The sequence below is a fragment of the Alteromonas sp. KUL42 genome, from assembly GCF_006538325.1.
Lineage (GTDB): Bacteria > Pseudomonadota > Gammaproteobacteria > Enterobacterales > Alteromonadaceae > Alteromonas.
This window is the reverse complement of record NZ_BJKK01000001.1, coordinates 202,061-215,361: the sequence shown is the minus strand read 5'-3', so window position 1 is coordinate 215,361 and position 13,301 is coordinate 202,061. Positions and strand designations below refer to the sequence as shown.

The 13,301-nt window shown below is 46.1% G+C and carries 10 protein-coding genes and 1 pseudogene; all 11 read right to left on the bottom strand.

All coding sequences use genetic code 11. The features are described from left to right. Nucleotide 1: 1 nt before the first annotated feature. The 11 genes and pseudogenes from murC to mraZ all read right to left on the bottom strand — a co-directional run bounded on the left by murC (nt 2) and on the right by mraZ (nt 12,915). Nucleotides 2-1,447, bottom strand: a complete 1,446-nt coding sequence (gene murC / locus EYR97_RS00915; protein WP_131091968.1) for a UDP-N-acetylmuramate--L-alanine ligase — start codon at nt 1,445-1,447, stop codon at nt 2-4. Then, complete coding sequence (murG, locus tag EYR97_RS00910; RefSeq protein WP_131091967.1) at nt 1,447-2,550, bottom strand: undecaprenyldiphospho-muramoylpentapeptide beta-N-acetylglucosaminyltransferase; 1,104 nt, start codon at nt 2,548-2,550, stop codon at nt 1,447-1,449. Before murG ends, murC begins: the two co-directional genes overlap by 1 nt. Continuing rightward, nucleotides 2,543-3,947 (bottom strand): annotated as a pseudogene (gene ftsW / locus EYR97_RS00905) (cell division protein FtsW). The gene murG and the pseudogene ftsW overlap by 8 nt, the downstream one beginning before the upstream one ends. Continuing rightward, nucleotides 3,944-5,329 (bottom strand): UDP-N-acetylmuramoyl-L-alanine--D-glutamate ligase, encoded by a 1,386-nt coding sequence (murD, locus tag EYR97_RS00900; RefSeq protein ID WP_131091966.1) that lies wholly within the window; start codon nt 5,327-5,329, stop codon nt 3,944-3,946. Before murD ends, ftsW begins: the two are co-directional and overlap by 4 nt. 6 nt (nt 5,330-5,335) lie before the next feature. Next, a complete protein-coding gene (gene mraY / locus EYR97_RS00895) occupies nt 5,336-6,418 on the bottom strand; it encodes a phospho-N-acetylmuramoyl-pentapeptide-transferase (RefSeq protein WP_131091965.1) in 1,083 nt (360 codons plus the stop codon). Next, the gene (gene murF, locus EYR97_RS00890) at nt 6,412-7,818 is read right to left on the bottom strand and encodes a UDP-N-acetylmuramoyl-tripeptide--D-alanyl-D-alanine ligase (RefSeq protein ID WP_131091964.1); all 1,407 of its coding nucleotides are present in this window, start codon (nt 7,816-7,818) and stop codon (nt 6,412-6,414) included. Before murF ends, mraY begins: the two co-directional genes overlap by 7 nt. Next, nucleotides 7,815-9,365, bottom strand: a complete 1,551-nt coding sequence (locus EYR97_RS00885; RefSeq protein WP_131091963.1) for a UDP-N-acetylmuramoyl-L-alanyl-D-glutamate--2,6-diaminopimelate ligase — start codon at nt 9,363-9,365, stop codon at nt 7,815-7,817. The genes murF and EYR97_RS00885 overlap by 4 nt, the downstream gene beginning before the upstream one ends. Continuing rightward, complete coding sequence (locus EYR97_RS00880) at nt 9,355-11,193, bottom strand: penicillin-binding transpeptidase domain-containing protein (protein WP_242634829.1); 1,839 nt, start codon at nt 11,191-11,193, stop codon at nt 9,355-9,357. The genes EYR97_RS00885 and EYR97_RS00880 overlap by 11 nt, the downstream gene beginning before the upstream one ends. Then, nucleotides 11,190-11,525: a cell division protein FtsL gene (gene ftsL, locus EYR97_RS00875; protein WP_131091962.1), complete on the bottom strand. Its 336-nt coding sequence runs from the start codon at nt 11,523-11,525 to the stop codon at nt 11,190-11,192. Before ftsL ends, EYR97_RS00880 begins: the two co-directional genes overlap by 4 nt. Further along, nucleotides 11,522-12,460 carry a 16S rRNA (cytosine(1402)-N(4))-methyltransferase RsmH gene (gene rsmH, locus EYR97_RS00870; RefSeq protein ID WP_131091961.1) on the bottom strand — a complete coding sequence of 313 codons (939 nt, stop codon included), beginning with the start codon at nt 12,458-12,460 and terminating at the stop codon, nt 11,522-11,524. The genes ftsL and rsmH overlap by 4 nt, the downstream gene beginning before the upstream one ends. Further along, nucleotides 12,457-12,915, bottom strand: coding sequence for a division/cell wall cluster transcriptional repressor MraZ (gene mraZ, locus EYR97_RS00865; RefSeq protein WP_131091960.1), 459 nt, complete (start codon nt 12,913-12,915; stop codon nt 12,457-12,459). Before mraZ ends, rsmH begins: the two co-directional genes overlap by 4 nt. Between the last annotated feature and the right edge of the window lie 386 nt (nt 12,916-13,301).

Genomic DNA, 13,301 nt, shown 5'->3' with positions numbered 1-13,301 from the left:
ATTAATTCCCTTCCTTAGCTAAACATTGCGGTTCAAGTTCATGTTTAGCCAGTAATTTTGCAATCTGACCAATATTTCCAGCCCCTTGCGTCATAACTATATCGCCATTTTGCATGATGTTAGCCAGAATACTCGGAAGAGCGTCCTTATCGCCTACATAAATAGGCTCTATTTGTCCTCGCTGACGAATTGAACGACAAAGCGACTTACTATCCGCGCCTTCTATAGGCTGCTCACTTGCGGCATAGACATCGAGTAGAAGTAAGACGTCAACACTCGATAAAACTTCAACAAAATCTTCGTACAAATCACGGGTTCGCGTGAAGCGATGTGGCTGATAGACCATCACCAAACGATTATCTGGCCAATTAGCGCGTGCCGCAGCAATTGTTGCTTTCACTTCTGTAGGGTGATGTCCATAATCATCAACCAAACACACATCGCCCTTACTTGTTTTAAACGCACCTAGTAGTTCAAAACGCCGACCTATACCACCAAAACTCGCCAGCGCTCGAATGATTGCATCATCGTCAATACCTTCGTCGGTGGCTACTGCTATTGCAGCTAGTGCATTAAGTACATTGTGATTACCTGTGAGATTAAGCGTGATTTCCAGCGGGGCTTGCTGTGGACGAATTACCGTAAAATTCGCTTTACCAAAAGACAACTTTATATTTTCTGCACGGTAATCGTTATCAGTACCAAAACCATAAGTGAGAATACTTCTGCCGATACGCGGGCGAATTTCCTGAATATTTTCATCGTCCCCACACACAATCGCTTGACCATAAAACGGCAAGTTGGACAGGAAGTCTACAAAGGTATCCTTCACTTTAGAAAAGTCACCGCCATAGGTGTCCATGTGATCAGCTTCAATGTTTGTTACTACTGATACCATAGGTTGTAGGTGCAAAAACGAGGCATCACTTTCATCAGCTTCTGCGATTAAATAACGGCTTTTACCCAGACGCGCATTGGTGCCGGCGCTGTTTAACAAGCCACCAATAACGAATGTGGGGTCGTATTGCGCTTCTGCAAAAATGGTTGAGATAAGGCTCGTAGTTGTGGTTTTTCCATGTGTACCCGCAACCGCAATGCCATGTCGAAAGCGCATTAATTCGGCTAACATCTCTGCACGTCTAATAATGGGAATACGATTTTCTCGTGCCACAATAATTTCAGGGTTTTGCTCGTTGATGGCACTTGATACAACAACCACATCCATGCCTTCAACGTTTTCAGCGCGATGCCCTATTTTCACATCAACACCTAATTGGCTTAAACGTTGTGTCATAGGGCCTTCTTGAATATCAGACCCCGATATACGATAGCCTTCATTTAGTAGGACTTCAGCAATCCCCCCCATACCCGCACCACCGATGCCGATAAAGAAAATATTATTCACCCTACGCATTTGAGGGCTCTGAAATGGGGTTTTAAACACCATCAGTCATTCACTCCTACCACTTCTTTTACGTGGCTTACTACTTTTTCTGTGGCAAGCGGCGTGGCGCATTCTTTAGCAAGCCGTCCCATTTTGAAACAATCTTCGGGATGTTGAAGCCACTGGCGCACCGCTTGCCCTACATTTTCTTTAAATACGCGCTGCGCAATCATTACGGCTGCATCGCGTTTTACTAATGACTGTGCATTCTTGGTTTGATGATCATCAACCGCAAACGGAAGCGGCACAAAAATAGCGGCTCTTCCCGCTGCTGCGACTTCACTGACAGTCAGTGCACCGGCGCGACAAACAATGAAATCAGCCCAGGCATACGCATCTGCCATATCGTCGATAAAATCGCTTACTTCAATGTTTGACATATCGGCACCAGCGTTGCGATATGCCTCAAAAACACCACGGCTATTGCCTTTGCCACATTGATGCCTAATTGCCAGCCCACTTAAAACGCCACAAGTTTCAGGCACGGTTTCATTTAATATTTGCGCACCTAAACTTCCGCCAACAACCAGCATGTTAAGCGCTTTACCTTCTTGGAGCGCTTTTACCCCTAGCTCAGTACGACTCGCTATCTGCCAAATTTCGTCGCGAACAGGGTTACCCACAGTAACCACTTTATGATCACCACCTGAGAATTGGGTTTTCGCATCGTCAAAACCCAGCAAAACGCGACGTGCCACTTTACTTAATAGCCTATTTGTCATTCCCGCTGCGGCGTTTTGCTCATGTATTATCACAGGAATGCCTAGTGACTTGGCGGCGACACCACCGGGTCCACTGGCGTATCCGCCAAAACCAATAACGATGTCTGGTTTTATACGACCAATTATGCGCCTAGCACTGAATAAGCTCTTAACCAACGCCAATGCTCCGCTTAAACGGGCAGCAAGGCCTTTTCCCCTCAACCCTTTCACTGGTATAAAGTGTAGAGGAATTTTGTGTTTGGGTACCACGTCAGCTTCCATTCGCTCTGCCGTACCAAGCCAATGAATATCCCATCCTTCTTTTTGTAGTGCATGGGCTACCGCCAAGCCGGGGAATACGTGTCCACCAGTACCGCCAGCCATAATTAAGCAGCGCTTAGTCATTGTTAGCCTCCTGCGCAACTCGCGCCAGTATGGCCTTTATACCCGCCTTACCTTCTTCTTCAGCAGAATTCACAGAGGCACGCTCTTTAACATCTGATGATGCTGGCTTATCCTCGTCTTTCGGTTTTTCTGACTGCTGTGCTTTGATCGCGTCTGAATTACTGCGCTGTTCGACGCTATCATTGCTTAGCGCTTTACGCCCAGATTTACTCTCACCACGCCCAAGCGCTTGAACACCATCAACGCGCAACTCAAAATCAATTCGAAGTAAAATGGCGACGGCGACAGACATCACTATCAGTGAAGAGCCCCCATAACTCACTAAAGGCAGTGTTAATCCTTTCGTTGGTAGGATGCCGGCACTTGCGCCGATATTAACGGCGGTTTGAAAACTGAACCAAATGCCTATGCTGTAAGCAAGGAAGCCATCAAATGCGCGACTTTTCTCAAGCGCACGATTTCCAATACTTAACGCTCTTAATACCATCCACAAAATGAGGCCTAATACCGCGAGAACGCCCATAAAGCCCAATTCTTCAGCCAGAATAGCCATGACAAAATCTGTATGGGCTTCGGGCAAAAACTCGAGTTTTTGTAAGCTATTACCAAGACCTTGACCAAACCAATTACCACGCCCATATGCCATCAAAGATTGCGTTAGCTGATAGCCCGCACCGAACGGGTCAGCCCATGGGTCAAGGAAAGACGTTACCCGTTTAAGGCGATATTCCTCAAATACGATAAGCGCAACTACGGCCAACACACCCACGAAGACGAGCGCAAAGAATTGCCACAAGCGCGCACCTGCCAAAAACAAAAGGCCAATGGTAGTAGCAAACATAACCACCACAGTACCTAAGTCGGGTTGCAGCAGTAGCAACATAGCCAGCACAAAAAACTACCACCAGAGGTTTGATAAAACCTTTCAGGTTTTCTGTCACTTCCTCGTATCGACGCACAAGGTAGCCAGCGAGATAAGCAAAGAAAAACAGTTTCGCCGGCTCTGCTGCCTGAATGGTGATAGGGCCGATAGCCAGCCATCGCGTACTCCCGTTCACCGTGCGACCTATAAGTAAAACAGCGACTAATAAACCAATAGCGGCGAGCAATAAATACGGGTTAGACATACGCCAAAACTGCATGGGTAACTGCAGTACCACCATGGCAGCGACAATGGCACCCACGATGTAAATACCATGACGAATAGCGAAGTAAAAAGGGTTATCGTGAAGCCTGTCAGCCACTGGCATGGAGGCTGAGGTAACAATAATAATACCAATACTCATCAATGCGAGCGCTATCAAAATTAACGTCACATCATAAGGATGAGATACTTGTGCTTTTGCATCGTGTCTTGCGGCAAAAAGTTCACTCAATTTAGGTGCTGCCGACATCATGATGTCACCTCATCGACAAATAGAGCATCAACAGCTTGCTTGAACACTTCACCTCGGTGCATGTAGTTATTAAACATATCAATACTGGCGCAGGCAGGTGAAAGTAAAACCACATCACCATTACCATTACCAGCGAATGACGATGCACCTTTAACCGCTTCAGCCATAGAAGTCACTAATGTGGTATTAGGGAAACACGCTTTAAATAATGACGCGTCTTTTCCTATTGCAAATACACAGGCAACGTGCTGACTGAGATAAGGAGCAAGGCTATTCATATCAGCTCCTTTTGCATCGCCGCCTGCAATCAAAATAAGTTTGCCTTTAGTATGTGGCGCTAGGCCTTCTAACGCTGCTATTGTTGCACCAATATTTGTAGCTTTAGAGTCATCAATAAACCGCACACCGCCGTAATTGGCAATTTCTACACAGCGGTGGGGAGCACTTTTGAATGTGGCAAGATGTGAAATTGCATCAGTAGGCTTTACACCCACTTGCATACATATGCCCAATGCAGCCATTACATTCAGTACATTATGGGTTCCTGCCAAAGGAATATCGTTCACTTTTATCAAAAGCGTATTGTTAAACGCGACCCAATCGCTACCTTGTGCATTTTGAACTGAAAAGCCTTGTTGAGATTGGCCTAACCCATACTCAACAGTATTCGCGCGTGCACTTTCGTGCTCTACACTAGGCGTTACATATTCTCCATCTCTCCAAACAATAGCAGATTCTGCGTGTTTGAAAATGCGATGTTTAGCATCGATATAATGATGAAGCGTACCGTGGCGATCTAAGTGATCATCAGAAATATTCAGTACAGTTGCCGCTTCAAGTAAAAGTGAACTCGTCGTTTCTAGCTGGAAGCTCGACAACTCCATGACCACAACATCTGCATCGCTATCGATAGCTTCTAGCACGGGGCGGCCAACATTTCCCGCCTCAATCGCTTTAACACCACAGGCGTTAAGCAAGTGTGTCACCAGCAAGGTCACTGTTGTCTTTCCATTCGAGCCTGTTATACCAACTGCCTTCTTGGCTTGCTCTGGCGGCAACGCGCCATTTATACGGGCAAACAACTCAACATCTCCAATAACCTCAACACCACACTGTTTAGCAAGCTGCACTTGCTCGATATCAAGAGACAGCCCAGGACTTAACACTAGGGTGTCAACACCATCAAAATAGTCGGGCGTCAGAGGTGCAGAAGTAAAACTGTTGCCCATGGCGCTGGAAAGATCACTGGGTAAAGCAAATGTCGAGCGAGTATCAAAGGCTTTTACGAGAGCTTGATGACGTAACAAATAACGCACGCAGGCCTGACCGGTAACCCCGAGGCCACCGACGACATAACTGTGTTCGCGTACGTTATAATTCATTGTAACTTATCTCAGTTTAAGGGTTGCAAGGCCAACTAAGACCAAAATGATGGAAATTATCCAAAAACGTACTATAACGCGAGGCTCGGGCCAGCCTTTTAGTTCGTAGTGATGGTGAATCGGGGCCATGCGGAAAATGCGCTGTCCACGTAACTTAAATGAACCAACCTGTAGAATGACTGAGAGTGTCTCAATTACAAAAACACCGCCCATAATGATAAGCACCAATTCCTGGCGTACTAACACAGCAAGCACCCCCAATGTACCTCCAAGTGCTAAAGAGCCTACATCACCCATAAAAACCTGTGCTGGATAGGTGTTAAACCAGAGAAAACCAAGCCCTGCGCCGACCATAGCCGTACACACGATCACAAGTTCACTGGTTAACGGGATATGAGGAATATTGAGATAGGCAGCAAAGTTAGCATTTCCGGTTACATACGCAAAAATAGCAAATGCTCCAGCCACTAGAATAGTAGGTACAATGGCTAGGCCGTCTAAGCCATCGGTTAAGTTTACTGCGTTACTCGTACCCACAATGGCAAAATAGGTAACAACAATAAAGAATGCACCCAGTTGTGGGAACACTTCTTTAAAGAAGGGTACAAGCAAGGATGTTTCTGCGCTTAGCGTGGCTGAGCTATACAAGAAGAAAGCTACACCTAGTGCAACAACCGACTGCCAAAAATACTTCCAACGGGCAATAAGGCCCTTCGAGTCTTTGCGAATCACTTTTCTGTAATCATCGACAAAACCAATCGCACCATAAGCGACTACTACAAACAGAGTAACCAACACGTAGCGATTTGTTAAATCGGCCCATAACAACCCGCTTACAACAATAGCCGCGAGTATCAGTAATCCACCCATGGTGGGCGTGCCCGATTTAGATAAATGACTCTGCGGGCCATCGTCACGAACCGTTTGACCAATTTGCATGGTTTGCAAATAACGGATCATCTTGGGGCCAATCAGTATGGCAATCAATAACGCCGTCAGCGTGCTCAAAATTGCCCGCAGCGTTAGGTAGGAAAAGACATTAAACCCTGTATCAAATTGTGTTAGCCAGTCGGCTAGCCAAATTAGCATGCTATTCGCTCCCGACGGCTATCAAGCTTTCCCAGCGCAGAGGCCTCGATTGCCTCTACCACACGCTCCATTTTGGAGCTACGTGAACCTTTCACCAAAATTGATATATCGCGCTGCTGCATCAACAAATCGTTGTGCATCGCCTCCATTAAACTTTCAACATCGCTAAAATGGCCACTATTCTCGGCAAATACATCACTTGCTGACTGGCTTAACACCCCCATTGTGTAGAGGTAATCAATGCCCTTTTCTTTGGCGTACTCGCCAACTTGCTCATGATAAAAACGCGCCTTTTCGCCGAGTTCTTTCATATCACCAAGTACAAGTACTGAAATACCTGCAAAGCTGCTTAATGTGTCTATTGCCGCATTAACCGAGGCCACATTGGCGTTGTAAGTATCATCAAGCAAACGAACCTGCTCAGTGAGTTGTTTGACATTAAGTCGGCCACTCACTTGTTTCATGGCCAATAAGCCATCGCGTACATTTTCAAGAGTAGCGCCAACTTGCAAAGTTAATGCTGCTGCGAGCAATGCATTACCCACGTTGTGAAGGCCCGGAATAGTGAGCTGAATTGCAATGTCCCCTTTGGGGCATACCAAATGGAATGCAGCGCAACCGTCTAAACCAAGTGAAATATCCTGAGCGCGAAAATCAGCGTGGTTCTTTTGATCAGGTGAAAAGGTAAGTGTTTGTGTATGTTTAAGCTTACCAAGCCAAAAATCAGCAAACTGACTATCGACGTTAACGACAGCAACGCCTTCATCACCTAGCCCTTTAAAAATTTCACTCTTAGCACGAGCGACACCAAGCAAGCTTCCAAAACCTTCTAAGTGAGAAGCTGCGGCATTAACGATAGTGGCCACATCAGGCTTAACTAAATTAGTAGTGTAAGCAATTTCACCAAGGTGATTCGCTCCCAACTCCATAACCGCAAACTCATGATGTGGCTCTAGGCGTAGCAGCGTTAACGGCACACCGATATCGTTATTAAAATTCCCCTTTGTGGCCAGCACACTTCCTCGGCGTGATAACACAGAAGCACACATTTCTTTCACCGTGGTTTTACCACTACTTCCTGTGATGGCAATTGTCTTAGGTGCAACTTCAGCCTTAACTGCAGCACCTAACATGCCTAAAGCATCTTTTGTATCTTCGACCATAATTACGGGAAGTGACGTTGTGACAGGCTCACTAGCAATAACCGCAATGGCTCCGGCTTTTTGTGCATGAGAGACAAAATCATGGCCATTAAAATTGGGCCCTTTCAGCGCAAGATAAACTGCACCTTCTTCGATAGTACGGGTGTCTGTACTAATTGCGGTTACTTCAATATCTGCTTTTCCTTGCAGTTTTCCGTTAACTTTTTCGGCTATCCATAACAGCGTTGTTCTTATCATTTGCTGTACTCCTGTTGCAGTCGCGCCACAACTGCACGTTCGTTATAGTTAGTTTTTTTATCACCAATGATTTGATAGTCTTCGTGTCCCTTTCCGGCCACGACAATAATGTCTTTTTCAGTAGCAAGCGAAAGGCAATGGCGGATGGCAGCTTCGCGATCAGCGATACACACAGCACACTCAGCATTCTTAAGTCCAGCAATAATGTCACTTGCAATTGCCTCTGGCGCTTCACTACGGCTGTTGTCTGTGGTGATCACAATCACATCTGCACCCACTTCGGCAGCTTGGCCCATTAGTGGGCGCTTGCCTTTATCTCTATCACCACCGCAACCAAACACACACCACACTTGACCTGAGGTATGAAATTTTGCACTCAGTAGTACCTTTTCAAGCGCGTCGGGGGTATGTGCATAATCCACAACAATATTGGCCGCGCCATTTACTGGAAACACTTCCATTCTGCCCGGTACTGGTGTTATCGCATTAACTGCGTTTACCACCTCGTCAAAGCGCTCACCTTCTGCAAGCAATGTACCTATTGCACTAAGTACGTTACTCACGTTGAACTCACCAAACAGCGGCAAAGAAATAAATGCGTTGCCCCAAGACGTGTTCAATTCGAACTGACATCCCGACGAATGATAAGTTGGCTTTGTGGCGAAACAATGGCGATATTGGGGTTGTTTGTAGGCATTCATTGCGCTGCCAGACTCGCCAACCTCAATACCTGTCCACACTCTCAATATTGATGAGGCTGCTTCCTTGTCCCATTTTTCACTTTCACTATCATTGGCATTTAATACTGCTGCTTTCAAGCCCGGTTGCGCTAATAACAAGCGCTTAGCACTACCATACTCTTCCATTGTTCCATGGTAATCGAGGTGGTCACGGGTTAGGTTGGTAAACACAGCGATGTCGGTTTTCACCGTACTAAGGCGCCCTTGTACTAACGCATGTGAACTGGCTTCAAAAGCAGTATGACGCACTTCGCTTTGCACAAACTCTGCCAACAAGTACTGCATACGTATGGCATCGGGTGTAGTGTTGGCCGCAGGCGTGTTTTTCCATTGTGTATTACTGCCTTCAAATACACTACTGCCCAACGTACCTATGCTGGCACTACGTGTACCCAACGCATCTTTTAACTGCGTAAGCAGTTGAACTGTAGAGGTTTTCCCGTTAGTTCCGGTAACAGCAACTGTTGCCATCTTTTGCGCAGGATAATCGTAAAACGCCGCAGCCAATGCAGAGAGCATTTGTGGCAGCCCGTGCAAGTAGATAATGACACTGTGGTCGCGCATTTCCATGTTTCCATGGTTATCACTGTCGTCAGTTTGCGCCAATATTACACGGGCCCCTAAACTTATTGCCTGCGGGATAAAATCTCGACCATCTCGCTCGTGCCCTTTTATGGCAATAAACGCCAAGCGTGTATTCACTTCGCGGCTATCTAACGTCAACCCTTCAATACGGATATCTGGTGCGTCAATACCAAACTTTGCCATGAGCGCGCGAGTGCTCTGAATAAAGGCCTTAACTACCACTTTGGCCTCCTTTTAATAACCGACTAGAAGTAACCTGTTTGTCATCAGGCGCAATATTTAGCATGTGCAAGGCGCCACCCATGATGGCTGAAAATACTGGCGCCGCCGTGTCGCCAGCGTGATATAAATCACCACCTGGCTCATTAATAAGCACAACAGTAACTAAACGTGGGTCGGATACCGGCGCCACACCAGCAAAGATATTGACATACTCTTCACCGTAACCACCTGCTACCGCTTTACGACTTGTACCAGTTTTACCCGCTACGCGATAGCCGGGAATTGCCGCTTTAGTTGCGGTACCACCGCGCTGAGTTACGCTTTCCATCATTTGAATAATGGCATTGGCATTTTCTTCGCTTATCACGCGCTCTGCTTGTGCTTGCCAAGTAGGTTCCTTTGGCGACTTGATAATATTAAGCGGGGTTTTAATGCCCCCATTGGCTAAGGTCGCATATAAACGGCCTAGCTGAGCGGTGGTCACCGAAATACCGTAACCAAACGATAAGGTAGCCAGTTCGAATTCAGACCAACGGCTGCGCTCATGGAAAATACCACTGCTTTCGCCTGCCATATTCAAACCGGTATCACTCATTAGCCCCATGTTGTAATAGGTATCTAACAGGAATTGCTTAGGTACAGATAACGCGAGCTTTGACGTTCCCATGTTAGATGAGTGCTGTATGATTTCTTCAAGAGTAAGCTCACCATAATTGCGCGTATCTTTAACCAAGCTTCCACCTAAGCGCATCCAACCTGGATAGGTATCAACAGTATCCTCGGGTTCAACGTCGCCAAATTCCAATGCGGTCAGCACGGCAAGTGGCTTTAGCGATGAGCCAGGCTCAAAAGCATCCGTAATTACGCGGTTACGCATTCTGTGTGGTGAAATATCACTTCTGTCATTGGGGTTAAATGAAGGCGCATTAACCATAGCAAGTACGTCGCCAGTTTTGACGTCAATAACAATGGCTGAGGCCGAGCTCGACTGGTAATACAGCATAGCTTCTTTAATTTCTTTGTACGCTAGGGCCTGAATGCGTTGGTCAATAGATAACTGCAAATCACCAGCTTTCTCGCCAGATGTGGTTTCCAGTATTTCAACTTGACGGCCCTTTGCGTCACGACGAATCTTCCGAGACCCAGGCGTGCCTGTTAACCAATCGTCATACATGCGTTCTAAGCCTTCGACACCTGCGTCATCTACATCGGTGACACCAATTAGCTGGGCTGATACCTCACCAGTTGGGTAATAGCGTCGACTTTCTCGGCGTAGATAAATACCCGGGATATCCAGCTTATCAACATACTCAGCCATTGCCGGTGAAACCTGGCGCTGAAGATAGACAAAACGGCGTTTGGGGTTTGCGACTTTATCTTTGAGTTCGTTGACGTCTTGACGCAATACATCGGCTAGCGCTTCCCAACGTCGAGCTTCATCAAAGCCATTATTTTCATGAATTACTTTAGGGTCAGCATAGATGGCGCGCACCGGCACACTGACGGCTAATTCAACCCCATTTCTATCAGTAATAAGACCGCGATAGGTTGGCATATTGCGAGTACGTAAAGTACGACTGTCACCTTGCTGAATAAGCTCGTCCGGCTCTATCACCTGAATGTATGCTGCCCGAGCAGCTAACACTGCAAATACCGCCATAATGACAACTAGCACAACCACAAAACGCCAGTGCACCAAGCTTGGCGTGACGTTTTGTTTAGCGCCTGATTTAGTTCCTGGCTTGGCTCCTAGTTTACCGCCACGACTGTTCTTACGCGGTTGTTGTCGCGCAGATTGGATACTTTGTGAGGAATTCGCTAGGCTCATTTTAGCCTCACTACAACTTCATCGTCTGCGGTTGGTCGATACATATCCAACTGCTTCTCGACAAGGGTTTCAATACGGTTGTGTTCAGTAAGCGCACGTTGCTCGAGTACTAAATTACGCCATTCCACATCAAGCTCATCTTTTTCCTGCATAAGGTCTTCAAGGGCGATAACTTGTTGCCTATTGTGATGGCTACTTAAAATGACAGCCATCGCGCTTGCAATAACCATTAAATACAACAAAACCCGCAACTTGTTGCGGGTCAAATCTGAAACAATTATCAACAGTAAACTGAAATTAGTCCCTGCCTTGCCTGGCGTACTCTTGGTCATAATTTCTCAGCCACCCGCAGTACCGAACTGCGAGAGCGAACATTGTTCGCGATCTCCTGTTCTGAAGGTTTAATGGCTTTGCCCAAGGCTTTTAATACTTTATCTGCATCAATTTCTGCTTGGGTGATGGGTAAATTATGTGGAACAACCTTTCCTTTACTTTGTTCCTTAATAAAGCGTTTAACTAACCTGTCTTCCAACGAGTGAAATGAAATCACCGCCAGTCGCCCTTCTTTGGCAAGTACCTGTGTGGCAGCTTTTAGACCCACACGCAGTTGTTCTAATTCGGCGTTAATGTAAATGCGTATTCCTTGGAACGCGCGTGTAGCAGGGTGTTTGAACTTGTCTTTAACCGGAACCGCTTCATCAATGATTTGAGCAAGTTGTGCTGTACGAGTAATTGGCGTGTGCTTACGTGTATTTACAATGGCATGGGCAATGCGCTTACCGAATTTCTCTTCACCGAATTCTTTGATAACCTGCGTGATGTCTTGCTCTTCTGCATTGGCTAGCCACTGGGCAGCACTTTGCCCACGCGAAGTATCCATACGCATATCTAAAGGACCATCACGCAAAAAACTAAAACCGCGCTCAGCGTCATCTAGCTGTGGAGACGACACCCCTAAATCCATCAATACGCCGTCAATTTTTCCAGTTAGTCCAAGTGCCTCAATTTCTTCAGCCATGTCACCAAAAGGCGAATGAATAATGCGAAAGCGCTTATCGTCAGCAAACCGCTCTGCCGCTTTAATTGCTTGAGGATCTCTATCGAAGGCGATTAACTGCCCCTCATCACCAAGTGATGCCAGAATATGCGCAGAATGACCGCCACGACCGAAGGTTGCATCGACGTAAATTCCGTTGGGCTTAATCGCCAGCGCTTCAATACATTCGTCAAGTAGCACAGAAATGTGCTTAAATTCGCTTTGGCTCATAGAGAGAAGTCCTGTAATCGTTCGGTAAGTTCAAATTCGCCTTTGCGTTCGGTGTCTATATCAGCATCAACTTGTTGTGCCCAAATATCGGCATCCCAAATTTCGAATTTGTTTAACTGACCAACTAACATGACTTCTTTTGAGAGTTTTGCGAATGTTCGCAATGGAGTAGGAATAAGAATACGTCCGCTTTTATCCATCTCGCCTTCTGAAGCATACCCAAGTAATAATCGCTGTAAGCGACGCTCAGCGGGGATCATGCTTGAAAGCTTAGAGAGTTTTAGCTCAATCTCTTCCCATTCGGGAAGTGGGTAAAGTAGCAAACAACTTTGTTGTGTATCGACTGTGCAGACGAGTTGTCCCTGACAATCATCCAGCAGCGACTGACGATACTTCGTAGGTATAGCCAGTCTGCCTTTTGTATCCAGATTGATTGCGTTAGCGCCGCGGAACATTCCCCTAGCCTTTTATTATTTGCTCTTGGTTTTCTTATTATTTGAGTACTAATCTGCAAAGTGATGATTTGATCCACAATTCGCCACATTTACCCACTGAGGTACAGTTTAGGTATCAATGATCCCCACTGTCAAGTAGAAAAGTGCCGTGGAAGCCGCGTGTTTATTGGGTTCAAACTGTTTATATATACAGTAGATTTTGGAAGTATATGATTAGGCATGTAAAAAAGAAGCAGTATTCTTTGAAGAGAGTATTAATAAAGGCTAATTAATCGACGAACTGCGGTAAAAGAGAAAATAAGTAGCATTATACGTTCTTATCACAAGCGACGAGGTAAACGTCGCTTGTATATAATTGTTGAAAGGTAGGTATGAGTTCAAATACG